The sequence below is a fragment of the Hydrogenophaga sp. LT287 genome (assembly GCF_055702805.1).
Genome location: NZ_JBVPZC010000002.1, coordinates 42,965 through 69,779, shown reverse-complemented (window position 1 = coordinate 69,779; position 26,815 = coordinate 42,965). Strand labels below are relative to the sequence as shown.

The following is a 26,815-nucleotide window of genomic DNA, read 5'->3' as shown; positions in this document are numbered from 1 at the left end:
GAATGACCATGTCTACCACCACCGCCTCCGTTGCCACGACCGTTGCCGTCGCGCCGTTTTCCTTTCGCGACTTTTTTAAAAGCTTTTTGCTGGTTGAATTGTTCAAAGGCATGGCGCTGACCGGACGCTATGCATTCCGTCGCAAAGTCACGGTGCAGTTCCCTGAAGAAAAAACGCCCATCTCGCCACGGTTCCGTGGGCTCCATGCCCAGCGCCGGTACGAGAACGGTGAAGAGCGCTGTATTGCCTGCAAGTTGTGTGAAGCGGTATGCCCCGCCATGGCGATCACCATCGAATCCGATGCACGGGAAGACGGTTCGCGCCGCACGACGCGCTACGACATCGATTTGACGAAGTGCATTTTTTGCGGCTTTTGCGAAGAAGCTTGCCCTGTGGATGCGATTGTGGAAACCCACATTTTTGAATATCACGGCGAAAAACGCGGTGACCTGTATTTCACCAAGGACATGCTGTTGGCCGTAGGAGACCGTTACGAAACCGAAATCGCTGCAGCCAAAGCAGCCGACGCTCCTTACCGCTGACCCTGGGCTGACCCAAGAACGAAGAACCATTCCATGGACTACCAGACCGGCTTTTTTTACCTGTTCGCGGCACTGCTGCTGTTTGCAGGCTTCCGCGTGATCACCGCGCGCAATCCTGTGCACGCTGTGCTTTTCTTGATGCTCGCCTTTTCGCAGGCCGCTGCGTTGTGGTTGCTGCTGAAAGCCGAGTTTTTGGGCATCACATTGGTGTTGGTCTACCTCGGCGCGGTGATGGTGTTGTTCCTGTTTGTCGTGATGATGCTCGATATCAACATGGAAGGCGTGCGTAAGGGTTTTTGGAAACACTTCCCCTTAGCGGCTTTCTTGGGTGCGTTGGTGGCGGCCGAACTCATTGCCGTGCAGTGGGCAGGTTTCCCAGCCATGTCCATGAGCCCGGATGCACCCGGCACCGGTGTGAATGCCCCGGACTACGCCAATACCAAAGAGTTGGGCCTGCTGCTGTACACCGAATACCTGTATCCCATTGAAGTCGCAGCCGTGATCTTGCTGGTGGCCATGATCGCCGCCATTGCTCTGACGCTGCGCCAGCGCAAAGACAGCAAGGCCATCAACCCTGGGTTGCAGGTGCATGTTCGGGCGAGCGACCGCCTGGTTGTGCTGCCGATGGCCGCAACCCAAAAATCACCGCCTGCTGCCGAGGCCGCTGCCACCGAAGAGGGCAAAGTATGACGCTCACTACGCTGACCCTGGGTCACTTCCTCACCGTTGGTGCGATTCTGTTCACGCTGTCGGTGGTCGGGATTTTCCTGAACCGAAAAAACCTCATCGTGCTGCTGATGGCCATCGAACTGATGCTGTTGGCTGTCAACATGAACTTTGTGGCGTTTTCCCATTTTCTGGGTGACCTGCATGGACAGGTTTTCGTGTTCTTTATCTTGACGGTGGCCGCTGCCGAATCGGCAATTGGCCTGGCCATTCTGATGCTGCTGTTCCGCAACAAGTCGTCCATCAGCGTCGAAGAACTCAACACCCTCAAGGGTTAAGCCCGTACCCCAAGAGGCAAGAACACCATGAGCACCACCCTTTCTGCAAGCACACTCCTGGCCGTCCCACTGGCTCCGCTGGTGGGTGCAGCCCTCGCGGGTATTTTGGGCACAACTTTCGGCGGCAACGTCATTGGACGCCGCACCTCGCACACCCTCACCATTTTGGGTGTGCTGGTCGCTTTTATCCTGTCCGCCATGACGCTCAAGAGCGTGGCCGTTGACGGTGCAAGGTTCAACGAAACCATCTACGAATGGATGGTGGTCGGTGGTCTGAAAATGGAAATCGGCTTCATGGTCGATGGGCTGACCGCCATGATGATGGTCGTGGTCACGTTTGTTTCGCTCATGGTGCACCTCTACACCATTGGCTACATGGAAGAAGACGCCGGCTACAACCGTTTCTTTGCCTATATCTCGCTGTTCACCTTCTCCATGCTGATGCTGGTGATGAGCAACAACCTGCTGCAGCTGTTCTTCGGCTGGGAAGCTGTGGGTCTGGTGTCCTATCTGCTGATTGGCTTTTGGTACAACAAACCCACCGCGATTTTCGCCAACATGAAGGCTTTTCTGGTCAACCGCGTGGGTGACTTCGGTTTCATTTTGGGTATTGGCCTGATCGTGGCCTATACCGGTAGCTTGAACTACACCGAAATCTTCGCCAAAGCACCAGAGCTGGGTACGCTGGGCTTCCCAGGGACCGACTGGTTGCTGGTGACCGTCATTTGCATTTGCCTGTTCATTGGTGCGATGGGCAAGTCTGCTCAATTCCCTTTGCATGTGTGGTTGCCCGATTCGATGGAAGGCCCTACGCCTATTTCGGCGCTGATCCACGCAGCCACCATGGTGACGGCCGGCATTTTCATGGTGTCGCGCATGTCGCCGCTGTTCGAGATGTCGGACACAGCGCTTAATTTCATCATGGTGATCGGTGCCATCACGGCGCTGTTCATGGGCTTTCTCGGCATCATTCAAAACGACATCAAGCGGGTGGTGGCCTACTCCACGCTGTCGCAGTTGGGTTACATGACGGTGGCCCTGGGCGCTTCGGCCTATTCGGTGGCGGTTTTCCACCTGATGACGCACGCGTTTTTCAAAGCCTTGCTGTTCCTGGCGGCCGGCTCGGTCATCATGGGCTTGCACCACAACCAGGACATTCGCTGGATGGGCGCGGTGCGCAAGTACATGCCCATCACCTGGATCACCTCCTTGCTGGGCACGCTGGCCCTGATCGGCACGCCGCTGTTCTCGGGTTTCTACTCCAAGGACAGCATCATCGAAGCGGTGCACTTCAGCAACCTGCCAGCCTCGGGCTTCGCCTACTTCGCGGTGCTGGCCGGCGTGTTCGTGACGTCCTTCTATTCGTTTCGCTTGTATTTTCTGGTGTTCCACGGCCAGGAACGTTACGACCAAAACCCCGATGCACACCACGGGCATGACGATCACCACGATGACCATGGGCACCACGGCGACGGCAAACCGCACGAATCTCCTTGGGTGGTGACGGTGCCACTGATCTTGCTGGCCATCCCCTCGGTGGTGATTGGTTACATGACGATCGAGCCCATGTTGTTCGGTGACTTCCTCAAGGACGCCATCACCATCAACAGCGAAGCCCACCCGGCCATGGCCAAATTTGCTGAGATCTTCCATGGCCCCCTGGCCATGGTGAGCCACGCGCTTTACACGCCGCCGCTTTACCTGGCGCTGGGCGGGGCTGTCACGGCTTGGTACATGTACCTGATCAACCCCGCCGTGCCCGCCGCCATTGGCCGTGCGCTCACGCCCATCGTCACCCTGTTGGAAAACAAGTATTACCTCGACTGGTTCAATGAAAACGTGTTGGCCAAGGGTGCACGTGGCTTGGGCATTGGCCTGTGGAAGGGTGGCGACCGCGTGTTGATTGAGGGTGGGGTGGTCAATGCCAGCTGGAAGCTGGTGGGTTGGGTGTCATCGCTGGTGCGTCAGGCCCAGACGGGGTATCTGTACCACTACGCGCTGGTAATGATCGTGGGCGTGTTGCTGTTCATGACGTATTTCGTGTGGCTCGCCAAATAAGAGGAAGAACAAGATGGGTTTGCTGAGCCTTGCGATCTGGACGCCGATTTTCTTTGGCGTTGTGCTGCTGGCCTTTGGCCGGGATGATCAGGCACATGTGGTGCGTTGGATAGCCCTGGTGGGTGCGTTGGTGTCCCTGGCTGTGACGATTCCGCTGTACAGCGGCTTCGAGTTGGGCACGGCGGCCATGCAGTTTGTCGAAAAGAGCGCCTGGATCGAGCGCTTCAACGTGCACTACCACCTGGGCGTGGACGGTATCTCACTCTGGCTGGTGTTGTTGACGGCGTTCATCAACGTGGTGGTGGTGGTGGCGAGCTGGGATTCGATTACCCGCCGCGTAAACCAGTACATGGGCGCGTTCCTGATTCTGTCGGGTTTGATGATCGGTGTGTTCAGCGCGCAAGACGCGATGCTGTTCTACGTATTCTTTGAAGCCACCTTGATTCCGATGTATCTGATCATCGGCATCTGGGGTGGACCCAACAAAATCTACGCTGCGTTTAAGTTCTTCCTGTACACGCTCATGGGCTCGTTGCTCATGCTGGTGGCGCTCATTTACCTGTACACCCAGTCGGGTGGCAGCTTTGCGCTGGCAGACTGGTACAAGTTGCCTTTGAGCGGTACAGCCCAAACGCTGCTGTTCTTCGCCTTCTTCGCCGCCTTTGCTGTCAAGGTGCCCATGTGGCCGGTGCACACCTGGTTGCCAGACGTTCACGTTGAAGCGCCTACGGGTGGTTCTGCCGTGCTGGCCGCCATCATGCTAAAGCTGGGTGCTTACGGCTTTTTGCGTTTTTCGCTGCCGATCCTGCCGGACGCTTCGCAAGAATGGGCTTGGCTCATGATTGCGCTGTCGCTCGTGGCGGTGGTGTATGTGGGCCTGGTGGCCATGGTGCAGCAAGACATGAAGAAGCTGGTGGCCTATTCGTCGGTGGCTCACATGGGCTTCGTGACGCTGGGCTTCTTTGTGTTCAGCGACCTCGGTGTGTCGGGTGCGATCGTCCAGATGATTGCGCATGGCTTTGTGTCGGCCGCCATGTTCCTGGCCATTGGTGTGCTGTACGACCGCGTGCATTCGCGGGAAATTGCCGACTACGGTGGTGTGGTCAACACCATGCCCAATTTTTCCGCCTTTGCTTTGCTGTTCGTGATGGCCAATTGCGGCTTGCCTGGCACCGCTGGTTTTGTGGGCGAGTGGATGGTCATCTTGGCCGCAGTCAAATTCAACTTCTGGGTAGGCGCTGCAGCCGCCACTGCACTGATCTTTGGTGCAGCCTATTCTTTGTGGATGTTCAAACGCGTCTACCTCGGACCTGTGGGCAACGACAACGTAAAGGGTTTGACCGACCTCAACCCCCGCGAATTCCTGGTGATGGCGGCGCTGGCGATTGCCGTGCTGTTCATGGGCGTGTATCCCAAGCCCTTCACCGATGTGATGGACGCCTCGGTCGCCGATTTGCTGCGCCACGTTGCCATCTCCAAACTGAACTGATTCCGTGACCGGCCAAAAATACAAGAGAGCGCTTACATGATTGACAACCTCAGCTGGGTCACGGCTTACCCTGAAATCCTGTTGCTGGTGATGGCTTGCGTGATTGCGCTGCTGGACCTCGGCGTCAAGTCGCCGCTGCGTGGCGCCACCTATGTGCTCACCTTGCTCACCCTGGGCGTGGTGGCATTGCTGCAGGGCTATTACGCCAGTTCGGGCGAAACCATCATGGGCTGGGGCGGCATGATCGTCAGCGACCCCATGGGCAACTGGCTCAAGTGTTTTGCCGCGCTCGCCATGATGGTGACCCTGGTTTACGGCCGTGCTTATGCGGGTGCGCGCGACATGCTGCGCGGCGGCGAGTTGTTCACCCTGGGCTTGTTTGCGCTGCTGGGCATGTTCGTCATGATCTCGGGCCACAATTTCCTGGTGATTTACCTGGGTCTGGAACTGCTCACGCTCTCCAGCTACGCCTTGGTCGCTCTGCGTCGCGACGACGTGCAAGCCACTGAAGCGGCCATGAAGTATTTCGTGCTGGGCGCGCTGGCCAGCGGCTTCCTCTTGTATGGCATGTCGATGGTTTACGGTGCCACGGGGTCGCTGGATCTGGCCGAGGTGATGAAAGCCATTGCGGGTGGCGAGGCAACCCTCAAGGGCTCTGCACAGGTGCTGACCCTGGGCCTGGTGTTCCTGGTGGCCGGCCTGGCGTTCAAGCTGGGTGTGGTTCCCTTCCACATGTGGGTGCCTGACGTGTACCACGGCGCTCCCACCGCCGTCACCCTCATGATTGGTGGCGCGCCCAAGCTGGCGGCGTTTGCCATTGTGGTGCGTCTGCTGGTTGAAGGCTTGCAGCCGCTGGCGTTCGACTGGCAGCAAATGCTGGCGGTGTTGTCGGTCATGTCTTTGCTGGTGGGCAACTTTGCGGCCATTGCACAAACCAACCTCAAGCGCATGCTGGCGTTTTCCACTATCGCACAGATGGGTTTCATGCTGCTGGGTTTGCTGGCGGGCGTGGTGCAGGGCGATGCCAGCAACATGGCCAACGCCTATGGTTCGTCCATGTTCTATGTGGTCACTTACGTGTTGACCACCCTGGGTACGTTCGGCGTGATCCTGTTGCTCTCGCGCAGCGGGTTCGAGTCTGAAAACATCAGCGATCTGGCCGGCCTCAACCAGCGCAGCCCGCTGTACGCCGGTGTGATGGCCGTGTGCATGTTCTCGCTCGCCGGTGTGCCCCCGTTGGTGGGTTTCTACGCCAAGCTTTCGGTGCTGCAGGCCCTGCTGGCTTCCAGTGATTCGTTCTACATCGGCCTGGCGGTGTTTGCTGTGCTGATGTCGCTGGTTGGCGCGTTTTACTACCTGCGCCTGGTCAAGGTGATGTATTTCGATGCACCCACGCAAACGGCCGAGATCGTTGCCGACGCCGACGTTCGTTCGGTGCTCACCCTCAACGGCGCGTTGGTGCTGGTGCTCGGCATCGTCCCGGGCGGCCTGATGGCGCTCTGCGCCCAGGCGGTATCCTCTCTGTTCGTTTAACCGGGGCATACCCGCCCGTGCGGGCGGGTGTCTCTGGTTGAACTTCCGGCGCTTCCCCGGCTCACACTGCCCCTATGACCCACACCTTTTCTGTCTGGCTGGTGTTGATCGCCGCCCTGATCGCTGCCAATCTGCCCTTCGTCAACAACCGCTGGCTGGCGGTGATTCCGCGCGAGGAAACCAAGACCCTTTGGTTGCGCTTGGGTGAGCTGTTTGTCTTCTACTTCCTGGTGGGTGGAATCGGTTTGGCGCTGGAGCAATCGGCCGGGCAAATCTATCCCCAGGGCTGGGAGTTTTATGCCACCACGGGCGCCCTGTTTTTGACCCTGGCCTTCCCGGGCTTCGTGTACCGCTACCTGTTCAAGCGCCGTGGCTGACAGTCCGTGGCGGCTGACGTGATGGGCTGTGTGTTGCTGCACGCTGCGCTGCTCTGTGTCGGGTGTGTGGTTTGATCTACGGCCCCGATGCAACGGTAACTTCCATGTCCGAAGCACCTGCAGCCGTTGATGCGCACCTGCGCGAGAGCCTGGTGTCCCGCACCGAGTTGTTGCAGGGGCATTTCCTGCACGTCGTGCGCGATACGGTCCGCCTGCCGTCCGGGCACGAAGCCACCCGCGAATTTGTGCTGCACCCGGGTGCCGTGATGGTGATCGCCTTGCTGGACGACGGGCAAGTGGTGCTGGAGCGCCAGTTTCGCCACCCCATGCAACAGGTGATGGTGGAGTTTCCCGCTGGCAAACTCGATGCCGGCGAGCCCAGCCTGGTGTGTGCGCAGCGCGAACTGCGGGAAGAAACCGGCTACACCGCCCGTGAATGGGCCTTTGCGGGCCGCTTGGCCCCCACCATCGCTTATTCCAATGAAGTCATCGACATTTGGTTTGCCCGTGGCCTGAGCGTGGGTGAGCGCCATCTGGACGACGGCGAGTTTCTTGACGTGTTCAGCGCTACGCCTGCCGAGTTGCAGACCTGGTGCCGCAGTGGCGAGGTGATCGACTGCAAGACCTTGGTGGGCGCTTTGTGGCTCCAAAACGTGCTGCGCGGTGATTGGGTGCTGGACTGGGGCCCTGACACGTCGGCGGCTGTGGGCACTGCGTCTGCCGGATCATTCGCGCCATGAAGGTCCTCAACCTGCAATGCGGCCAACAACACGACTTTGAAGGATGGTTCGGGTCTGAAGACGATTACGCCAACCAGCTGGAGCGTGGTTTGCTGAACTGCCCCTTGTGTGGGAATGTGCAGATTCAGAAAATGCTGAGCGCGCCCCGTTTGAACCTGCGCAGCAGCCACGAAAACCGCACCCCTGCAGACGGTGGTGGTACGGTCGATGAGACCACGCAGCCCAGCAGTGTCGAGCTGGGGCGTACCGCGCCGGGCTCGCCGTTGCAGGGGCAGTTGCTCAAGGCCATGCGGCAGGTTTTGGCCAACACCGAAGATGTAGGCGACCGTTTTGCCGATCAGGCCCGCGCCATGCACCATGGCGACATGGACCAGCGCAACATCCGAGGGCGAACCACGCCCGAGGTGGCGATGGAACTGTTGGACGAGGGTATCGAGGTGCTGCCCCTGCCGACCCTGCCGGCCTTGAAAGAGACCTTGCAGTAGGGCGCTGATGGCCCATTGAAAAAGCCCCGCGTGCGGGGCTTTTTGCTGGAGCGAACAGTGCTCAGGGGTACAAACCACGCAGATCGCGCGCATGCAAGATGCGTTTGCAAGCCACGATGAAGGTGGCCGTACGCAGGCTCACCTTGTTGGCGTCGGCCACCTGCCACACGGCGGCAAAGGCGTCTTGCATGATCTTCACCAGCCGGGCATTGATCTCGTCTTCGCTCCAGAAGAAGCTGGAAAAGTCTTGCACCCATTCAAAGTAGCTCACCGTCACACCACCGGCGTTGGCGATCACGTCGGGCAGCACCAGAATGCCACGGTCGTGGAGGATGTCGTCTGCCTGCGGCGTGGTTGGGCCGTTGGCGCCTTCAATCACCATCTTGGCCTGGATGCGGCCCGCGTTGGCTTCGGTGATCTGCTGCTCCAGGGCGGCAGGAATCAAAATGTCGCACGGCACACCCCAGAAGGCGTCATCGGCCATCACCTCGGCCTGCTCAAAACCCGCCACCGAGCCGTTGCGGGCCACGTGTGCCAGCAGTGCGGGCACATCCAGCCCGGCTTCGCGGTAAATGGTGCCGCCATGGTCTTGCACCGCCACCACCTTGGAGCCCGCTTTGGCAAACAGCTTGCCAGCCACACCGCCCACGTTTCCAAAACCTTGTATGGCCACGCGCGCCGTGCTGATGTCCATGCCCGTGTGTTTGGCGGCCTCAACGCCCACGGTGAACACGCCGCGCCCCGTGGCTTCGCGCCGCCCGAGCGAGCCGCCCAGGTCCACCGGCTTGCCGGTGACCACGCCGGTGGCGGTGGACCCCTCGTTCATCGAATAGGTGTCCATCATCCAAGCCATGATTTGCTCGTTGGTGTTCACATCGGGCGCGGGAATGTCTTTGGTCGGGCCAATGATGATGCCGATTTCGCTGGTGTAGCGGCGCGTCACCCGCTCCAGTTCGCCTATGGTGAGCTGGCGCGGGTCCAAGCGGATGCCGCCTTTGGCACCGCCGTAGGGCACATTGACCGCAGCGTTCTTGATCGACATCCAGGCCGAGAGCGCCATCACTTCCGAGAGCGTCACGTTCTGGTGAAAGCGCACGCCGCCTTTGCCCGGCCCACGGCTGGTGTTGTGCTGCACTCGGTAGCCCTCAAAGTGGGCCACCGAGCCGTCGTCCAGGTGGATCGGCACGTCCACGATCAGCGTGCGCTTGGGCCGCTTGAGCGTGTCCACCCAGCGCGCCAGGTTGCCCAGGTAGGGCGTGACGCGGTCCACCTGTTGCAGGTAAATGCCCCACGGGCCGAGATTGTGCGGGTCGAGGTACGAGGGCAGGGCGTTGGTGAAGGCGGCCGGGCTGTTGGCCGCGGCGCCTGCGGGGTGCGGTGCTTGTGACATGTTGCGGAGTTTCCTTGTGGGTTGCGCCGGCCCGGTTCTGTGGGCCTGCGCTCGCCACTGTACGGAGCCGCCAGGAGCCTGTCCAAGGCCGAGTTTTCTTGTATCTATGCGTTCAGTGCATAAGACTGGGTGCTGCTTGGGTCTTCACAGACGCGAGAAGGGCTCAGGCGTTGAACTGCAAGGCCGCTAACCCCGCGTAAACGCCCCCGCGGGCCACCAGCTCAGCGTGGGTGCCTTGTTCCACCAGTTGGCCGTGCTCCAGCACCACGATGTGGTCGGCCTTTTGCACCGTGGCCAGGCGGTGGGCAATCACCAGCGTGGTGCGGTCGCGCATGGCCGACTCCAGCGCGGCTTGCACCATACGTTCGCTTTGTGCGTCCAGCGCGCTGGTGGCTTCGTCCAGCAACAACAGTGGCGGGTTTTTCAGCAGAGCGCGGGCAATGGCGATGCGCTGGCGCTGGCCACCTGACAGGCGCACGCCGCGCTCGCCCAGAAAGGTGTTGTAGCCCTCGGGCAATTGCACAATGAACTCGTCGGCAAACGCGGCCACAGCAGCGGCGTGTACCTCGGCGTCGCTGGCGCCGGGTTGGCCGTAGCGGATGTTTTCCAGCGCGCTGGTGGAGAAGATCACCGGGTCTTGCGGCACGATGCCGACCCGTTCGCGCAGCGCGTGCAGGCTGAGCTGGTTGATGGGCACGCCGTCCAGCTCAATGCGGCCTTGCTGCGGATCGTAAAAGCGCAGCACAAGGCCAAACACCGTGCTCTTGCCGGCACCGCTGGCGCCCACCAGGGCCACCGTTTGCCCAGGCTGCACGTTCAGGCTGAAGTCGGACAACGCGGCCTGGTTCGGCCGTGAAGGGTAGTTGAAACCCAGTTTGTGAAACACCAGCGTGCTGCCGCCAGCGGGCGCCGGGGTGTCCAGCGGCTGCGCGGGCGACTGCACCGGTGACTCGCTGGCCAGCAGCTCCATCAGCCGCTCGCTGGCGCCCGCGGCGCGCAGCAGGTCGCCATACACCTCGCCCAGCACGGCCACCGCGCCGGCCAGGATGATGATGTACACCACCGTTTGCCCCAGATGGCCCGCGCTGATTTCGCCGGCGATCACGGCCTGTGTGCCTTGGTACAGGCCCCACAGCAGCAGCGCGGCGGTGCTGATGATGATGAAGGCCACCAGGCCCGAGCGGGCGCGGCTGCGCCGCACGGCGGTCCTGAAGGCAAATTCGGTGGCGGTCGCAAAGCGCTGCGCTTCGCGGTTTTCTGCGGTGTAGCTCTGCACGATGGGAATGGCGTTGAGCACCTCGGCCGCGATGGCGCTGGAGTCGGCCACCCGGTCCTGGCTGGCGCGCGAGAGCTTGCGCACCCGTCGGCCAAACCACATGCTGGGCAGCACCACCAGCAGCAAGATCAGCAGCACCTGCGTCATCACGTAGGGGTTGGTCCACACCAGCATGATCAGCGCACCCGCCCCCATGAACGCATTGCGCAGCCCCATGGACAGCGACGAGCCCACCACCGTTTGCACCAGCGTTGTGTCGGTGGTGAGGCGGCTCAGCACTTCACCGGTCTGGGTGGTTTCAAAAAACTGGGGGCTTTGGCGCAGCACATGGCTGTAGACCGCGTTGCGCAGGTCGGCGGTGACGCGTTCGCCCAGCCAGCTCACCAGGTAAAACCGCGCCGCCGAAAACAGACCCAGCGCCACGGCCACGCCGAACAGTTGCAGAAAATGACCGCGCAGCCCCATGGCCTGTTCGCTGCGCTCGGCCGACACCAGCCCACCGTCAATCAGGTGGCGCAGCGCCACGGGAAACAGCAGCGTGGCCGCTGCGGCCCCAATGAGAAACAACACCGCGAGCCCGATTTGCAATCGGTAGGGCCGCATGAAAGGCAGCAGGCCGCTGAGAGAGGTGGGGGTGGTGGCCTTGGGCCGTTCGTTCGATGGGGGTGCGCTCATGCCTTGAGTGTGCCGGGTTTGTTTGGCCTTGGCCCGGTGGGGGGCCGCACGGGCGGGCGTGGTCAGTCCTGCAGGGCGGCGTATTGACTGGTGATGCGGCCGTGGGCTTCTTCCAGCTGGACGATGAGTCCGTCTACATCGTCCAGAAATGCTTCACGGCTGGCTTGCGGGCTGTCCGTGACCAAGGCTGTGGCGTGTTCGGCCAACGCATCTTCGCCGGCCGCCCTGGCCCAGCGCCGCACTTCGCAGTAGGCCAGCAGTGCCAGCCGGCCCAGGTCGTTGTTGCGGCGGGCGTAGTGCAGCTCCCCGAGGAGGTCCTCAAGTCCGAGCTGAATGGGCGCAGTGCGTGTGTTCATGTTGCAGTGCAGCATTATCCTTCATTCTGACGCGAAACTGACGAATTGGTGGCCTGCGAACGCCACACACCGGGCTCGGGCTTGCCCGCGGGCGTGTGCCCTGAGGCCCGACCTGGTAGACACTGACCACCAAATGGCTCGCTGCGGGCTGAAACAAGGATGTCGAGATGATGAAGCGTGACGTAGGGAGAAGGCCGGGCATCTGGGCTGTAGATTGGGCCGTTTTCAATGCTCTTCGGACGGTTTCTGTGGCGCTGCTGCTGTCGGCCAGCGCGGTTGCTGCGCAGGCCGCCACCGCCACGGCGGTGTTTGCCGGGGGCTGCTTCTGGTGCATTGAGGCGGACTTTGAAAAGCTGGCTGGCGTGGTGGCGGTGGAGTCGGGCTACACGGCCGGAAAAACCACCAACCCCAGCTACGAAACTGTGAGCCGCGGCCACACCGGGCACACCGAAGCGGTGCGCGTGACCTACGACCCTGCCCGTGTGAGCTACCCGCAGCTGGTGGCGTATTTCTGGCGCCACATCGACCCCACTGTGAAAGACCGCCAGTTTTGCGACCTGGGGGACCAGTACCGCAGCGGAATTTATTGGGGCAACGAAGCCGAGCGCCTGGCGGTCCTGGCCAGCCGCGACGTCTTGGTGAAATCAGGCCGTTTCAAGACCATTCACACCGAGCTCGCCCCTGCCAGCGTGTTTTATCTGGCCGAGGAATACCACCAGGACTACTACAAGAAAAACACGGTGCGCTACAACTACTACCGCCTGTCTTGCGGGCGCGATGCGCGGGTGAAACAGCTCTGGAAGTGATGGCTGGCGCGTTGTTGTGGCCGTGGCTGCGCTCAGTCAACCGCGGTGCTGCTGCTGCGCCAGGGTGTCCAGACCACGCCGGCGCCCATGGCGAGGTTGCTGCGGTCGCGCAGCAGCGGGCTGCCCGTGTTGGCCGCGCCGTGCAGCGACATGAGCCGTGCCGTCACAAACCAAGACACATCGCGCTGCGGGCGGTGGCTTAGCGTGAGCGCCGCTTCGGTGCCCAGGTAGCCGGCGCGGGCGTTGTAGGCGGGCCGGTTCAGCGTGGCTTCGCTCGGGTTGACTTGGTAAAAATACGTGTGCAGCGAACGGCTGGCCCAGGTGGGTTGCAGTGAAAAACTCAGGCTGGCAGGTGTGCCGGCTACTTGCCGCAGGCGCCAGCGCAGTTCGGGGTCGAAGCTGAAGCCGCGCCCGTCAATTTGCTGGAAGTCGGTGGACATGAGCGCGCGCAGCTTGAGGTGCAGCGTGGGCTGGCCGGGCCACGTCCGCAAGCCCTTGTAGACCGCTTGCGGGCCTACGCCAAACAGGTAGTCCAGGGCCGGCATGCCCTCTCGCAAGGCGTTGTTGCGGGCGTTGAAGGCGCCGGTGGCGCTCAGATCCAGTTCCCAGTCGGGCGTCCTGGCGAGGCGCCCCCGGATGCTGCCGCCGTCAATGCGCAGCACCGGCCCGCGGTAGGTGAACACCGGCAGCACCGCGCCACGCGTGCGGTAGCGGTCAGCACCGGGGTAGTCCGGCACGTAGCCAGCGCCCACTGCCAAGCCAGCTTCCCACAGCGGCAGGCCGGCTGGCGCGGCTGCTGGTTCTATGTTGCTGGGCGGCGTCTGGGGGTCCGCAGGCTCGGTGGCCCATGCGCCCAGGCTGGCGGTTCCCGCCACCATCAACGTGTAAAAAGTGTGTGGTTTCATGGGCAAATTATGGGGCTCGCGTTACAACACCAGGCGCTGGGCGTAGCCCGTCATTTCCAGGTAGCCCCGGCCCACCGGCTGACCCTGCGCGTCAAACAGGTCGGACAGGCCTTCCCAGTACACCGTGCCGGTGCTCTGGCTGCTGTCGAGTTCCTGGGGGTCGATCACGGCTTTGACGGTGTAGACCGCTGCGCCGGGTGTGCTGACGCGCCATTCCACCGGGTAGCGGGCGCGGGTGCGCGGGCTGGTCCAGAAGCGCAGGGGCGTGAAGGCCACGGCGTCTGGCGCAAACGGCCTGGCTTGCGGGCTTTGCGCTGCGCGAAATGAGCCACCAGCCCAGACCGGGCTGCCATCGGCGCGGCGCAACCGAAAGGCGGTGAGGCTGTCGCCCTTGAACAGGTTCATGCCAATCCAGTCCCAGCCCACGGCCTCGGGGTGCAGCAGGGCTTCGCTCCATTCGTGGTCCAGCCAGGCGGTGCCCTGCACCTGAAAGCGCTGCCCGCCCAGGCTGAGCTGCCCCTGCACGGCCAGCTGGGGCTGTGTGACGTAAAAGCTGGCCTGCGCCGGGTCGGGTCCTTTGCGGGAAAAGCCGTTGTCGCCCTGCAGCAGCAGCGGCTGCGTGGGCGCGGCGCTGATGTCAATGCCCAGGGTGTCGCCGCTGATGCGGGTGGTGTAGGCACCACTCGGCTGGCGCTGGATGGCCCAGTCGCGCAGCTGCACATGGGTGTCTTGCGCACTGGCAAACACGCCGCGCCCGCTGGGCAGGCCGGGGGCGGGCGGCTCGCCGTTCCAGCGGGCAATGCGCTGGTCGTGCCACAGCTTGCCGGCTTGCACGTCGGTGATGGCGGCGTGGGCAAACAGCAGTTGGCGGGCCGCCAGCCGCCCGGGCAGGGTTTGGGTGCCGTCCACCCGGCTGCGGAAAAACGTGACCTGAAAACCAAACGCCCGACCCGCTGCGTCTTGCGCGTGGCCGGTGAGGTACCACCACTCGGTGCGGGTGTCGTTGTGGGTCCCGTGGTCGCGCGCAAACACCAGCGGGCGGGGTTGCAACACCCGGGCAGGCTCTGCTGGTTCCGCCCGGGAGGGTGCAGCGGCCTGGGCTTGAGCAAACCAGGGCGCCACCAGCAGGCCGCCTGCGCCCAGCACCAGCTGGCGCCGTTGCAGGGCCCATGGCGGCCGGGCGTGCGTGTGTTGTATGGGGTTTGGGGGCATGGGTTTACCAGTCTTCTTTCACGGCCTGCACCGCGTCGCGGCTGGCGGCCGCGCGCCCGGCCAGCCAGGCGGTGGCGGTGCCGGCCACCACCACGGCGGCGCACAAGGCGAGCAGGCGCGCCCAGGGCAGGGCGAGGTCCATGGTCCAGTGGAAGCTTTGCGGGTTCACCACATGCACCAGCACCAGGCTCACGCCCAAGCCCAGCGCCAGGCCCGCCAGCGCGCCCAGCACGGTCCAGGCCAGGCCTTCCAGTGCCACCACGCCCAATATCTGGCGGCGTGTGAGCCCCAGGTGCGCCAACAAGCCAAACTCGCGCCGCCGCGCCAGCACCTGCGCGCTGAAGCTGGCGGCCACGCCAAACAGGCCAATGCCAATGGCGACCGCCTGCAGCCAGTAGGTCACGGCGAAACTGCGGTCAAAAATGCCCAACGAGATGGCGCGTATCTGGCCGGCCGAGGCGAACTCGACCAGATCTTGCGCCCCCAGCGATTCGGCCAGTTGGCGCACGCGCTCACGCACCGCGTCTTCGTCTGCGCTTTCAGTCAGGTACAGCGCCAGGTCGTTCACCCGGTCGTCGCCCGAGAGGCGCACAAAGTCGGCGCGGTCCAGCACCACGCTGCCGTGCTGGCGGGCGTAGTCGCGCCACACACCGGCCACAAAGTAGCGCGTGCCCGCTGGTGCCTCGGAAAACGCCAGCCCCAGGGCCGGCAGCCAGCCACCGGGCTTGGCGCCGTGCAGGTCTAGCATGGCCTCGCTCACGTACACCGTCACCACATTGCCTGTCGCTTCGCCAGGTGTGGCGGGCGGGGCCAGCGGGTTGCCCACCAGCGGCAGGCTCTGGCCGTCCAGCCCGCGGCTGCCCATGGCCAGCGGCCGCGCCAGCAGCGTCACCGGGGGCAGGCTGGCGCTGAGTTGCAGTTGCGTGGCGCGCAGTGGCTCCACACGGGCCACACCGGGCACGCGGGCCACGGCTTGCACAAAGTCGTGGGGCAGGGTGTTGCCTTCGCCCATGCTGCTGCCCGCGCGCACGTAGAGCGGCGCGGGCAGCACGCCATCGAGCCATTGCGTGACCGAATCGCGAAAGCTCGCCACCATCACCGTGAGCGCCACCGACAGCGCCAGGCTGGCCACCACGCCGCTGGTGGCCACCGCCGCCGTTTCGCGCAGGCGGCGTGAACGCTCCACCGCCAGCAGCGGCAGGGCATGGCGGGCCACCCACGGTGCCAGTTGGTTCAGCAAAGCGCCCACCGCCAGGGGCAAAGCGGCAATGCCCCCCACCAGCAGCAAGCCCACCGAAAAATAGGCCGCCAACGGGATGCCCCCTACCGGCGGTGCCCACGCCAGCGCGGCCGCCAGCACCATCAGGCTGAGCGCCCAGCCGGGGTGCATGGGCCGCGCCGTGCCGGCACCGCCCAGCCCCTTGAGCGCCAAGGCGGGCGCCATGCGTGCGGTGGCGCGCGCCGGCCACCAGCCGCCCGCCAGCGCGGCGGCCACACCCAGCCCACCGTAAAGCAAGGCGGCGCCGGTGCTCCATTGCAGGCTGGGCGCCACGCCGGCAAAGTAGCCACCGCCCAGGTCGCCACCCAGCACCCGCAGCGCCAGCGCCGCCAGCGCCGTGCCCACCGCCACCCCCAGCGCGCTGCCCAGCAGGCCCAGCAAGGCCGACTCGGCCAGCACCAGCCGCAAGCGCTCGGGGGCTGACAGGCCGAGCACGCCGAGCAGGGCAAATTGCTGCTGGCGCCGCGCCACGGACAGCGACAGCACCGAGAACACCAGAAAAGCGCCGGTGAACAAGGCCACCAGCGCCAGCACCGTGAGGTTGACCCGGTAAGCGCGCGACAGGTTGCTCACCCGCTCACCCGCCTGGTCGGGGCGCTGTGCGATCGCGCTCGCGGGCAGCTGCAACGCCGCCAGCAGGGTGTCGACCTGCGTGCCGGGCTCCAGACGCAGGTCGATGCGGCTGAGCTGGCCGGGGCGCGCCATGAGTGCCTGGGCGGCGGCCACGTCCATCACCAGCAGCGGCATGCCTGGGGCGTTCACGGTGCCCGCCACACGCACCGTGCGCAGCGCCAGGCCGCTCTGCACCCGCAAGCTGGCGGGCGCATCGCCGCTGGCCAACAAGGCTTGCCGCGCAGCGGGGTTTAAAAACACCGCATCGGGCGCAAACAGGTCAAAGCGCTGGCGGCTGCTGTTGTCACCCGCGGTGGAGCGTGGCATGAGCGCTGGCGACACGCTGGCCACGGTCAGGGCGTCCACACCCACCAGTTTGACGGCCACCCTGGCGCCATTGGCCGCCAGCACGGTGGTGGCCACTTCCAGCACCGGGCTGGCCACGGCCACGCTGGGGTGTGTGGCCACGCGCTCCAGCAGCTCGTCGGGTAGGGCACCTTGGCGCGCCCGCAGCTCCAGGTCGGGCTGTCCGTTGACAGAGCTCACCGCGCTGGAAAACTCGGCCAGCGCCGACGCGTTGATCAGATGCACGGCAAAGGCCAGGGCCACACCGAGCATGACGGCCACCACCGCCGACGCATTGCGCCACGGGTGGTGCAGCAGTTCTTGCCAGGAAAAGGTGGAGAGCAATGCACGCATGGACCGCGCAGCTTAAAGCACGGGCAAATCCCCGCGTGCCGGGGCCACCATGGCAGCACGTCACATCGGCCCGCAGGGCGTTGCCGCAAGTTGGCCCAATGCTTGCATGCGCGTAGGATGGTCTTTTCAAACGTTTGAAATTCACCGTTCCGCGGCCCGCCGTTTTTGGCCAACCTTTCTACTTCACGGTGAAAACCATGGTTCGAATCCACCTTGCCATTGACCTCCAGTACGAGATCAACCCGCCTTCAGCCGACTTCATTTTCAACGTCCAGTGTGCCCACACGCCGCAGCAAAAAGTGGTGTGGGAAGAGCTTCAGGTGAGCCAGCCGGTGCCACTGGTCATGCATACCGACCCGGCCACCCGCAGCCGCACGCTGCGCCTGACGGCCGGCCCCGGCTCGCTGCAACTGCGCTACCGCGCCACGCTCGACATCACCCACCACGTGGCCCAGCCCGACAGCGTGTTTGAAACCCCGGTGGCCCAGCTGCCGCCCGAAGCGCTTACCTACCTGTACCCCAGCCGCTATTGCCAGTCAGACTGCGTGACCGCGCTGGCCAACAGCCTGTTTGGGCAGATGCCGCAGGGCTACCGGCGCGTGGAGGCGATCCAGAAGTGGGTGCAGAGCCAGGTCACGTTCCAGTCCAACACCAGCAACTCCATGACCTCGGCGCTGGACACGCTGAACGACCACAAAGGCGTGTGCCGCGACTTTGCCCACCTCATGATCACCATGTGCCGTGCGCTGAACATTCCGGCCCGCTTCACCACCGCCATCGACTACGGCGCCGATCCCGCCTTGGGCCCCACCGACTTTCACGCCTACGTCGAGGCCTACCTGGGCCACCGCTGGTACATTTTTGACCCATCCGGCACGGCCATTCCCATGGGTTTTGTGCGCATTGGCACCGGGCGCGACGCGGCCGATGCGTCGTTTGCCACCATCTTTGGCGGTGTGGTGGCCCACGCCCCGCGCATTGACATTTCGGCCCAGGTCAACCCGCAAAACGGCTGGCAGATGCCGGTGCGCCGCGAAGAGGGCCTGTCAACCGACTCGGCTTTCACCTGGAACATGGTGGATGTGGCGCGTTGAAAGGCCACTTCCCGTGGCTGCACACCAACCTCTGAGGCGCTCCGGCCAAAGCGGCCGTGGCCTGTGGCCTAATAGAGGGGTTTTCAACCAATTTCTGTCTGGAACCGACATGGGCAACAAAATCGTCACCGAAGCTGACCGCAAAGCTACTCCCCGTCCCACGCCTGTCGCTGGCGTTTCGCTCACCACCCCTGGCCGTGGCCAGCGCGTGAGCCTGGAGCGTGGCGTGGCAACGCGCAGCAAGAAAAACCCGGGCAAGCGCTCCAAAAAGGGCGGCTGACCGGTTGCTGGCTCCTGCGAGCCAGCCCCATGCAAAAGGCCCGCAACCGCGGGCCTTTTGCATGGGGCTTTCTCAGGCGCTGTTCAGGCCGCGCGTTGAAACGTCAAAAATCGGCCTTTGTAAGCCACCCGATCTTCCAGCAGGCGGTCTGCCGCGCGCATGTCCAGGGAGAAGCCCAGGGCACCCATCGCCCGCCCAAACGCGGCGCGGTTGCCGCGGTCCGGGTCGACGATGATGACCTGCGCACCCGGTGCCGCGTGGCGGTGAATGAAACCGGCCAGCTGGGCCGGTTGCTGGCGCTCGTACAGCAAGTCGCTCCCCACGATCAGGTCAAAACGGCCCAGCAACGGGTTCTCGGTTTCCCAATTGCCCGCCTGGTATTTCAGCGGCCCCAGGCCGTTGAGCAGCAGGTTTTCTTTTAGAAAAAGCTCGGTCAAAGGGTGCCAGTCGCTCACGGTCACGTTGGCGCCGCGGCGGTGCATCACCAGGCTGGACAGCGCCAGCCCGGCGCCTATTTCCAGCACCCGCTGGCCTGCCAGCGCATGTGTTTGCATGGACAGTGCCAGCACCCGGGCCGAAGGCCACACCTGGCCAAACAGCGACCAGCCCGCGGGCGGAATACCCAGCGCACCCGATGTGTTGACGGGGTCGGCGTATTGCTGGGTGTCGAGGAGGCAGCGCATGTGCCAGTCGACACCGCCGAGCGTGACGGTCTCGGTCTTGACTTGGTAGCCGGGCATGGGGGATGTTTCTCATGGGGTGGGACGTGGTGAAGCAGTTCAGATCGAACGGGCACAACGTTTCCTGGAGAAAGGCATGCGGGCCGAAGAGGCACTCTGGTGGTGGGCTTTGCCCTTGCGGGTTGGGCCAATGCACAGTAACACGCCGACCCGCCAACACGTCGCAGGGCTACAATCCGCCACTTCACCGGGGGTGCCGGCTCACAGCCATGTGGGCAGCGGCTGAGAAATACCCCTCTCACCTGATCTGGGTTGTGCCAGCGTAGGGAGCGTGACGAGCCGGACCACCCAGGGTTGTGTTCCGTTCTTTTCAGGCGCCTGGCGTGGCGGTTATTGAAAAGGCGGTATCGCATGCAACGGCGGATTTTTTCTGGGCTTCTGGTTTCCCTCTTGCTGGCAGCCCACACGGCAGCCCACACGGCGGCCAGCGCGCAAGCGCCCACGGCGCTGCGCCTGCTCACCCACAGCTCGTTTGACCTGCCCAAAGAACTGCTCGCCCAGTTTGAAAAAGACGCGGGCGTGAAGCTGCAGATCGTCAAGGCCGGCGACGCGGGTGAAATGGTCAACAAACTCATCTTGACCCGCGCCAAGCCGCTGGCCGACGTGGTGTTTGGCATTGACAACACCCTGCTGCACCGCGCGCAAACCGCGAACGTGCTCGATGCCTACACCGGCCCCGCCGCCCAGCGCGCTGTGGCAGCGGGCATGGCCGAGGGTGCTGGCCCCAGTGGCGTGGTGGCTGGCGTGGTGCCGGTGGACTTTGGCTACGTCACGCTCAACATCGACAAAGCCTGGTTTGCCCAGAAGGGCCTGGCACTGCCCACGTCGCTGAACGACCTGACGCTGCCCGCCTACCGCAAACTGCTGGTGGTGCAAAACCCGGCCACCTCCAGCCCCGGCCAGGCGTTTTTGTGGGCCACCGTGGCCGGCCTGGGCGAGGCGGCCGCGTTTGACTGGTGGGCCCGCATGCGCGCCAACGGCGTGAAGGTGGCCAAGGGCTGGACCGAGGCCTATTACACCGATTTCACCCGCAACGGTGGCACGCGCCCGATCGTGGTCAGCTACGCCAGCAGCCCGGCGGCCGAGGTGTTTTACGCCAAAGAAAAACTCACCGAGTCGCCCACCGCCAACCTGTTCCTCAAGGGCGGCGTTTTTAGGCAGGTGGAGGGCGTGGCGCTGGTCAAGGGTGGCAACCCGGCGGCGCGCGAAGCGGCTGGCCGGTTCATTGAGTTTTTGCGCTCGGCCCCGGTGCAGCAGGCCTTGCAGACCAGCATGTGGATGTTTCCGGCCGAAGCCGGTGCGGCGCGGGTGGACGTGATGCAACGCCACGCCAGTGAGCCCACGGCTTACAACAACCCTCCGGCTGACCCAATGGGTCAGCAAGGCAAAGCCTGGCTGCAGCGCTGGACGAAAGTGGTACTGAAATAAGCAGCATGCCCCGCCTGCCCCTGCGCTGGATGCTGCCAGCCCTGCCGCTGGCGTTTCTGGCGGTGGTGCTGGTGGCGCCTGTGTTGCGGCTGCTGAACGAGGGCCTGGGGAGCGCCGGCGATGTGTCCTGGTGGGCGCTGTGGCAAGACGATCACCTGCGCTGGCGCTTGCTCTGGTCATTTGCGCAGGCCGCCATCACCTGCGCGCTGGCACTGCTGCTGGGCCTGCCGCTGGCCTGGGTGCTGGCCCGGCTGGAATTTGCCGGGCGCGGCGCCGTGTTGCGCTTGTTGATGCTGCCTTTTGTGGTGCCCACGCTGGTGGCGGCGCTGGGTGTGCTGGCGCTCTGGGGGCCTCGGGGCTGGCTGGGCGAGCCGCTGGCCAGCGCCGGTGTTGACCTGGAAAACAGCCCCTGGCTGCTGCTTTACGGCAACCTGTTTTTCAACCTGTGCCTGGTGGTGCGCGCGGGTGTGGATGCGCTGGAGCAGGTGAGCGCTGCCCGCGTGGGCGCCGCGCGCTCGCTGGGCGCCACGCCATGGCGCGCGTTCTGGCGGGTCGAATGGCCGGCCATTGCGCCCTGGCTGGCCTCGGCGCTGTGTCTCGTGTTTCTGTATTGTTTTTCGGGTTTTGGTCTGGCGCTGATTTTGGGCGGCCAGCGCTACGCCACGGTCGAGGTCGAGATTTACACCCTGGTGGCCTATGAGCTGGAACTGGGCCAGGCCGGCGTGTTGGCCGTGTGGATGCTGGGACTGACCGGTGCCGTGGCCGTGGCTTACGCCTGGATGGAGAAACGGCTGGCGGCACCGGGGCGCATCACGCCGGTGGCGCGCCGGCGCCCGCAGGGGCTGGGCCAGTGGGCCGCCGTGGCGGGCGCTTTGGCGGTGCTGGGGCTGGTGTGTGCCGCGCCGTTGCTGGCCATCGTGGGGCAGGCCGCCCGGGCGCTGCTGTGGGGGCAGGGCGGGGCGGTGTTGCTGGAGCCCGAGACCGGCCAGGCCCTGTGGAACACGCTGCGGTTTTCAGCCATGGCGCTGGTGTTGGCCACCACGCTGGGCCTTACCCATGCGCTGGCGGTGCGCGCGCTGGATGTGGCTGGTGCCGCGCGTGGTGCCAGCCAGGCCCGGGGTGGGCTGGCCCTGGCCTGGCGGGCGGCCGCCTTTTTGCCGTTTGTGGTGTCACCGGTCACCGTGGCGTTTGGCCTGCTGCTGCTGTACCCGGACTGGACCGCCAGCCTGGGGCTGCTGGTGGCCGCCTACGCCCTGCTGGCCTACCCCTTTGTGGCCAAGTCGCTCACCGCCGCGCTGGACAGCCTGCCCGCCAGCTATGCCCAGGCCGCTGCCACGCTGGGCGCGAGCCCTTGGCGGGTGTTCTGGCGAGTCACTCTGCCACTGGTGTCGGGTGCGCTGCGCCGCGGCATGGCGTTTGCCGCGGCCACCGCGCTGGGCGAGTTTGCGGTGTCGCTGTTTCTCTCGCGGCCCGAATGGACCACCCTCACCACCCTTATTTACCAGCGCCTGGGCCGTCCCGGCGCGGGCAACCTGGACGCTGCGCTGGTGCTGGCCTGCGTGCTCATGGCGCTGGCACTGCTCGCTTTTGCGGGCATTGAAGGCAAAAAGGACAATCGCCCCCATGCTTGAACTGCGCGACATCGCCAAACAATGGGACCAACGCCCCCTGCTCGACGGCGTCAACCTGCGGGTGAGCAGCGGCGAAACCGTGGCGCTGCTGGGTGCGTCTGGCAGCGGCAAAAGCACCTTGCTGAAGATCGTGGCCGGGCTGGAAGTGCCGGAGCGCGGCAGCGTGTGGTTTGACGGCGAAGACATCACCCGACTGCCGCCTGAGCGGCGCGGCTTTGCGCTCATGTTTCAAGACTTCGCCCTGTTTCCGCACCTGAACGTGCAAGACAACGTGGCTTTTGGCCTGCGCGAGCAGGGCGTGGGCAAGGCGGCTGCCCGCGAGCAGGCGCGCGAGCTGCTGGCGCGCTTTGGCCTGGGCGCCCACGCCACGGCCCGGGTGTGGACGCTCTCGGGTGGCGAGCAGCAGCGGGTGGCACTGGCCCGTGCCCTCATCACGCGCCCGCGTGCCCTGTTGCTCGACGAGCCTTTTTCGGCGCTGGATGCAGCCCTGCGCGACCAGTTGCGCGCCGAATTCCGCGAGCGCATTCAGGCCGCGGGCATGACCGCCCTGCTGGTGACCCACGACGAACAGGAGGCCCGCGCCATGGCCCAGCACGCCAGGGGCGTGCAGGGCGGCCAGCTGGTGGCCTTGTGGTGAACCGGTTTCAAACGCGGCGCGCGTGGCTGGCACAATGAACCCGCACCCGCTGGGCGGTGCGTTACAGGGACGTTCACCATGGGCTGGTTTTCCAAAAGCACCGACAACTTTTTCCTCAGCACCACCTCGCCCGATGGCATTGCGCTGAGCCAGTACCTCGGCGTGGTCAACGGCGAAGCCATCATTGGCGCCAATATCTTTCGTGACATGTTTTCGTCGGTGCGCGACGTGGTGGGCGGGCGCGCTGGTGGCTACGAGCGTGCGCTGGCCGGTGCCCGCGACGCCGCCATGGAAGGCCTGGTGGAAGCCGCCAAAGAAATGGGCGCCAACGGCGTGATTGGCATCGACTTTGACTACGAAGTGCTGGGCGAGAACAACGGCATGATGATGGTGGCCGTGAGCGGCACGGCGGTGAAGCTCTGACATGAAGGCTTGAAACACCCCATGGACGCTTACATCATCATCGGCAACACCAACACCCGCAAAGCCTCGCTGGTGCGCAGCCTCACAGGTTGCTTCAACCGCAGCGTGCGCGAGATCCAGCTCCAGAGCGCCAAAAAACCTCTGCGTTTTTACGCCCGTGTGGGGACCTTGCAAGACACACGGGTCACGGTGGAGCAATTTGTCGCCGAAGTGGCCCGAACCCGCGCCGAAGCGGTGTTGTTTTGCCTTTCGCCGGAACCGCACAAAACCGACACCCTGGAATACCCCGATGCACAAGCCTATGTGGCCGCGCTGCGCGAGCTGGGCTGGCGCATCAAGGGCGTGGCCGTGCTGGGCCAAAACAGCGGTGGCGTGCGGGCGCCGAATCTGCGGCAATACACGGCGGCCCCCACGGCGCCGGTGAACGTCACGGCGCGTGACGTGCGGGCGCAATTTGGGTGGCTCTGAGGCGGGTTGCCTCAGACTCTCAGCCGCCGCGCAGCGCTTGCAACAGCTTCAGTCCGCCACGCCCGTTCACGTCGTGCCCCAGCCGCGCCTGCTCCAGGCGAATAGCGGCCCGGCTCTTCTCGCCCAACATGCCGTCCACGTCACCAATGTCGTGACCGCGCAAAATCAGCAGACCTTGCAGTTCGCGGCGCTCGGCACGCGAAATGCCAGGATCGTCAGTGGGCCAGGCGGTGGTGAACGGGCCCGCGCCGCGCAGGCGGTCGCTCAGGTGGGCAATGGCCAGGCCGTAGCTCTCTGCCGCGTTGTAGCTGTACAGCGCGTCAAAGTTGCGAAACACCAAAAATGCCGGGCCTTGGGGGCCGGCGGGCGCCAGGAAGCCCGCACTGCCTGCCTGGGTGGGCAGGGCTGAGCCGTCGGCCTGGCGCAGGCCGCGCGCTGTCCATTCGGCCATGGGGCGTTTGGTGCGCCGGCCTTCGCCGGTGGTGCTGAAGCCGGCGGGCAGCTTCACTTCAAAGCCCCACGGCTGGCCGGTTTGCCAGCCGGCTTTGGCCAGAAAGTTGGCGGTGGAGGCCAGGGCGTCGGCGGTGCTGTCCATCAGGTCGCGTTTGCCGTCGCCGTCAAAGTCTACCGCCAGCCGCTCAAAGGTGGTGGGCATGAACTGGGTGTGGCCGAAGGCGCCGGCCCACGAACCCACCAGCCGCTCGGGCGCGATGTGCCCGGCCTGCAAGATGCGCAGCGTGGCGTAAAACTCGCCGCGAAAAAAGGCCTGGCGCCGGCCAAAACAAGAGAGCGTGCCCAGCGCCTGCACCAGCGGGTATTTGCCAAAGGTCTGGCCAAAATTGCTTTCCACGCCCCACACCGCCACCACGGTGGCCGGATCCACGCCGTAGCGCTGTTGCACGCGCGCCAGTGTGTCGGCGTGTTGCGCCAGCAGTGCCTGGCCCTCGGCCACGCGTTCTTCGTCCACCAGGCCGGCCAGGTAGTCCCAGATTGCCATGCGGAATTCGGGCTGGAAGTTCAGCTTGTCGATCACGCTCATGTCCGCCACCAGCCCCTGGGTGTGCTGGGCAAAGGTGGCGTCTTGCACGCCAGCGGCGCGGGCGGGTGCGCGCAGGTTGTTCAGGCAGGCGTCGAACTCGGCATTCGGCGCCTGGGCCCAGGCGGGGGCCGCCAGCAACAGGCAGGCGCTCAACAGGGCGGGGAAGAGGGTGGTAACGGTAGCGGTGGTCTTCATGTATCGGATTGTCGGGCATGCCCCGTGCGGGGGGGCGGTCAAACGCCCCAGGTGCTGCCGTGCTCGGGCACCAGCGCCTGCCAGCGCAACTCGGTTTCGATGCGGTGGCGCAGCCGGTCAGACGCTTCCATGTCGCCATGCGTCACGAACACCCGGCGCGGCGCAGCGGGCATGGCACGCAACCAGTCCATAAGCTGGCTGGCGTCGGCGTGGGCCGAAGCCGAAGCGAGCTGCACCACCTCGGCCCGCACGGGGATGTCTTGCCCGTGGATGCGCAGGTGGCTGTGGGGGGCTGGCGATCCCCGTGTGCCGCCTTCCTGGTTGGCCACCCCCGCCAGCGTGGCGCCGCGTGTGCCGGGCGCCTGGTAGCCGGCCAGCACCACCATGTTGCGGTGGTGGCCGAGGTATTGGGCCAGGTGGTGCAACACGCGCCCGCCCGTGGCCATGCCGCTGGCAGACAACACCACTTTGGGGCCGTGTTGCAGGGCAATCGCCTTGGACTCTTCCACCGTGCGTGTCATCTTGGCCACGCGTTCCATGGCTTCGCATTGGGCAGCGCTCAGCCGGTGTTCGCCCACATGCTTCGAAAACAGGTCGGTGCTGTGGATGGCCATGGGGCTGTCCAGGTAAATGGGCAGGCTGTGCGGCAGCACACCGTTGGCTTTCAGCAGGGCTATGGCGTGCAACAGTTCTTGCGCGCGGCCCACCGCAAACACCGGCACCACGGCGGTGCCGCCCCGCGCGGCCACGCGCTGCAGGGCCGGGCCCAGCTCGGCCAGCACGTCTTCTTCGGGGTGCTCGCGGTCGCCATAGGTGGACTCGATCACCACCACGTCGGCCGCCGGGGGCTTTTCGGGGGGCTTCATCAGCATGTCGTCGGGGCGGCCCAGGTCGCCCGAAAACACAATGCGCCGTCCTCCCACTTCAAGCAACAGGCTGGAAGCCCCCAGGATGTGGCCGGCGCCGAAAAACTGCGCCGTCCAGCCGTGCACCGGCTCAAAGCGCTGCCCCATGGGCACGGTCTTGAACAACTTCAGACTTTCGTGCGCGTCGTCTTCGGTGTAAAGCGGCAAGGCGGGTGCATGCTTGGAGAAACCATGGCGGTTGGCAAACGCGGCGTCCTCTTCCTGAATGTGGCCGCTGTCGGGCAGCAAAATTTTGGCCAGGTCCCGCGTGGCGGGCGTGGCCCACACCTTGCCGTGAAAGCCTTCCTTGGCCAGCAGGGGCAGGTAACCGCTGTGGTCCAGGTGCGCATGGGTCAAGATCACCGCGTTGATGTGGTTGGGCATCACCGGGAGCGGGTCGCGGTTGCGCAGGCGCAGTTGCTTGTAGCCCTGAAACAGGCCGCAGTCCACAAACACACTGTGGCCCGCGTGTTCCACCAAATATTTGGAGCCGGTGACGGTACCGGCTGCGCCCAGAAAGCGAATGTGTACGTTCAT

26 protein-coding genes and 1 riboswitch are annotated in these 26,815 nt (G+C 64.5%); of the genes, 17 read left to right on the top strand and 9 right to left on the bottom strand.

Features of this window, described 5'->3' with window-relative positions; translation table 11 throughout:
• Positions 1–8 precede the first annotated feature (8 nt).
• The 9 genes from nuoI to AC0GNR_RS02145 all read left to right on the top strand — a co-directional run bounded on the left by nuoI (position 9) and on the right by AC0GNR_RS02145 (position 8,228).
• The gene (gene nuoI, locus AC0GNR_RS02185) at positions 9–542 is read left to right on the top strand and encodes an NADH-quinone oxidoreductase subunit NuoI (protein ID WP_472899373.1); all 534 of its coding nucleotides are present in this window, start codon (positions 9–11) and stop codon (positions 540–542) included.
• 33 nt (positions 543–575) lie between these two features.
• Positions 576–1,232, top strand: coding sequence for an NADH-quinone oxidoreductase subunit J (locus AC0GNR_RS02180; protein ID WP_472899372.1), 657 nt, complete (start codon positions 576–578; stop codon positions 1,230–1,232).
• Complete coding sequence (gene nuoK / locus AC0GNR_RS02175) at positions 1,229–1,546, top strand: NADH-quinone oxidoreductase subunit NuoK (protein WP_322304288.1); 318 nt, start codon at positions 1,229–1,231, stop codon at positions 1,544–1,546. The genes AC0GNR_RS02180 and nuoK overlap by 4 nt, the downstream gene beginning before the upstream one ends.
• Positions 1,547–1,573: 27 nt before the next feature.
• Complete coding sequence (gene nuoL / locus AC0GNR_RS02170; protein WP_472899371.1) at positions 1,574–3,604, top strand: NADH-quinone oxidoreductase subunit L; 2,031 nt, start codon at positions 1,574–1,576, stop codon at positions 3,602–3,604.
• 13 nt (positions 3,605–3,617) lie between these two features.
• Complete coding sequence (locus AC0GNR_RS02165) at positions 3,618–5,093, top strand: NADH-quinone oxidoreductase subunit M (protein WP_472899370.1); 1,476 nt, start codon at positions 3,618–3,620, stop codon at positions 5,091–5,093.
• Positions 5,094–5,129: 36 nt separating this feature from the next.
• Entirely contained in the window at positions 5,130–6,626 is a 1,497-nt protein-coding gene (nuoN, locus tag AC0GNR_RS02160; protein ID WP_472899369.1) for an NADH-quinone oxidoreductase subunit NuoN, read from the top strand.
• A gap of 74 nt (positions 6,627–6,700) precedes the next feature.
• Positions 6,701–7,003, top strand: a complete 303-nt coding sequence (locus AC0GNR_RS02155; RefSeq protein ID WP_472899368.1) for a DUF2818 family protein — start codon at positions 6,701–6,703, stop codon at positions 7,001–7,003.
• 104 nt (positions 7,004–7,107) lie between these two features.
• Complete coding sequence (locus tag AC0GNR_RS02150) at positions 7,108–7,743, top strand: NUDIX domain-containing protein (RefSeq protein WP_472899367.1); 636 nt, start codon at positions 7,108–7,110, stop codon at positions 7,741–7,743.
• A complete protein-coding gene (locus tag AC0GNR_RS02145; protein ID WP_472899366.1) occupies positions 7,740–8,228 on the top strand; it encodes a DUF1178 family protein in 489 nt (162 codons plus the stop codon). Before AC0GNR_RS02150 ends, AC0GNR_RS02145 begins: the two co-directional genes overlap by 4 nt.
• A gap of 61 nt (positions 8,229–8,289) precedes the next feature.
• Here AC0GNR_RS02145 and AC0GNR_RS02140 read toward each other — a convergent pair whose 3' ends face one another.
• The 3 genes from AC0GNR_RS02140 to AC0GNR_RS02130 all read right to left on the bottom strand — a co-directional run bounded on the left by AC0GNR_RS02140 (position 8,290) and on the right by AC0GNR_RS02130 (position 11,925).
• A complete protein-coding gene (locus tag AC0GNR_RS02140; protein ID WP_472899365.1) occupies positions 8,290–9,618 on the bottom strand; it encodes a Glu/Leu/Phe/Val family dehydrogenase in 1,329 nt (442 codons plus the stop codon).
• Between the two features lie 163 nt (positions 9,619–9,781).
• On the bottom strand, positions 9,782–11,569 hold the full coding sequence (locus AC0GNR_RS02135) for an ABC transporter transmembrane domain-containing protein (protein ID WP_472899364.1): 1,788 nt from the start codon (positions 11,567–11,569) through the stop codon (positions 9,782–9,784).
• 62 nt (positions 11,570–11,631) lie between these two features.
• Positions 11,632–11,925, bottom strand: a complete 294-nt coding sequence (locus AC0GNR_RS02130; RefSeq protein WP_472899363.1) for a hypothetical protein — start codon at positions 11,923–11,925, stop codon at positions 11,632–11,634.
• A 248-nt stretch (positions 11,926–12,173) separates the two neighbouring features.
• Between AC0GNR_RS02130 and msrA the strand changes: the two genes are divergently transcribed.
• Positions 12,174–12,731 carry a peptide-methionine (S)-S-oxide reductase MsrA gene (msrA, locus tag AC0GNR_RS02125; protein ID WP_472899362.1) on the top strand — a complete coding sequence of 186 codons (558 nt, stop codon included), beginning with the start codon at positions 12,174–12,176 and terminating at the stop codon, positions 12,729–12,731.
• A gap of 32 nt (positions 12,732–12,763) precedes the next feature.
• Here msrA and AC0GNR_RS02120 read toward each other — a convergent pair whose 3' ends face one another.
• The 3 genes from AC0GNR_RS02120 to AC0GNR_RS02110 are packed head-to-tail and all read right to left on the bottom strand — an operon-like array spanning position 12,764 to position 17,438.
• Positions 12,764–13,636 (bottom strand): MipA/OmpV family protein, encoded by an 873-nt coding sequence (locus AC0GNR_RS02120; RefSeq protein ID WP_472899361.1) that lies wholly within the window; start codon positions 13,634–13,636, stop codon positions 12,764–12,766.
• A 21-nt stretch (positions 13,637–13,657) separates the two neighbouring features.
• A complete protein-coding gene (locus tag AC0GNR_RS02115; RefSeq protein ID WP_472899360.1) occupies positions 13,658–14,848 on the bottom strand; it encodes a lipocalin-like domain-containing protein in 1,191 nt (396 codons plus the stop codon).
• Between the two features lie 4 nt (positions 14,849–14,852).
• Positions 14,853–17,438: an FtsX-like permease family protein gene (locus AC0GNR_RS02110; RefSeq protein WP_472899359.1), complete on the bottom strand. Its 2,586-nt coding sequence runs from the start codon at positions 17,436–17,438 to the stop codon at positions 14,853–14,855.
• 197 nt (positions 17,439–17,635) lie between these two features.
• On the opposite strand from AC0GNR_RS02110, the gene AC0GNR_RS02105 reads away from it, so the two are divergent.
• Together AC0GNR_RS02105 and AC0GNR_RS02100 are read left to right on the top strand one after the other, a co-directional pair.
• Entirely contained in the window at positions 17,636–18,532 is an 897-nt protein-coding gene (locus AC0GNR_RS02105) for a transglutaminase-like domain-containing protein (RefSeq protein WP_472899358.1), read from the top strand.
• 109 nt (positions 18,533–18,641) lie between these two features.
• On the top strand, positions 18,642–18,812 hold the full coding sequence (locus AC0GNR_RS02100; RefSeq protein ID WP_169801527.1) for a hypothetical protein: 171 nt from the start codon (positions 18,642–18,644) through the stop codon (positions 18,810–18,812).
• Positions 18,813–18,895: 83 nt separating this feature from the next.
• Here AC0GNR_RS02100 and AC0GNR_RS02095 read toward each other — a convergent pair whose 3' ends face one another.
• Complete coding sequence (locus tag AC0GNR_RS02095) at positions 18,896–19,552, bottom strand: class I SAM-dependent methyltransferase (RefSeq protein WP_472899357.1); 657 nt, start codon at positions 19,550–19,552, stop codon at positions 18,896–18,898.
• Positions 19,553–19,731: 179 nt separating this feature from the next.
• A riboswitch (TPP riboswitch) is annotated at positions 19,732–19,839 on the top strand.
• Between the two features lie 103 nt (positions 19,840–19,942).
• Here AC0GNR_RS02095 and AC0GNR_RS02090 point away from each other — a divergent pair.
• From AC0GNR_RS02090 to AC0GNR_RS02070, 5 genes are all read left to right on the top strand, one after another.
• A complete protein-coding gene (locus AC0GNR_RS02090; protein ID WP_472899356.1) occupies positions 19,943–20,980 on the top strand; it encodes a thiamine ABC transporter substrate-binding protein in 1,038 nt (345 codons plus the stop codon).
• 5 nt (positions 20,981–20,985) lie between these two features.
• Entirely contained in the window at positions 20,986–22,611 is a 1,626-nt protein-coding gene (locus AC0GNR_RS02085) for an ABC transporter permease (protein WP_472899355.1), read from the top strand.
• Positions 22,604–23,248 carry an ABC transporter ATP-binding protein gene (locus AC0GNR_RS02080; RefSeq protein ID WP_472899354.1) on the top strand — a complete coding sequence of 215 codons (645 nt, stop codon included), beginning with the start codon at positions 22,604–22,606 and terminating at the stop codon, positions 23,246–23,248. Before AC0GNR_RS02085 ends, AC0GNR_RS02080 begins: the two co-directional genes overlap by 8 nt.
• Positions 23,249–23,326: 78 nt before the next feature.
• Positions 23,327–23,671: a heavy metal-binding domain-containing protein gene (locus tag AC0GNR_RS02075; RefSeq protein ID WP_472899353.1), complete on the top strand. Its 345-nt coding sequence runs from the start codon at positions 23,327–23,329 to the stop codon at positions 23,669–23,671.
• Between the two features lie 21 nt (positions 23,672–23,692).
• The gene (locus tag AC0GNR_RS02070; protein ID WP_472899352.1) at positions 23,693–24,139 is read left to right on the top strand and encodes a hypothetical protein; all 447 of its coding nucleotides are present in this window, start codon (positions 23,693–23,695) and stop codon (positions 24,137–24,139) included.
• 19 nt (positions 24,140–24,158) lie between these two features.
• Here the strand turns inward: AC0GNR_RS02070 and AC0GNR_RS02065 are convergent, their stop codons facing one another.
• Positions 24,159–25,373, bottom strand: coding sequence for a lytic murein transglycosylase (locus AC0GNR_RS02065; protein ID WP_472899351.1), 1,215 nt, complete (start codon positions 25,371–25,373; stop codon positions 24,159–24,161).
• A gap of 38 nt (positions 25,374–25,411) precedes the next feature.
• Positions 25,412–26,815: an MBL fold metallo-hydrolase RNA specificity domain-containing protein gene (locus AC0GNR_RS02060; protein ID WP_472899350.1), complete on the bottom strand. Its 1,404-nt coding sequence runs from the start codon at positions 26,813–26,815 to the stop codon at positions 25,412–25,414.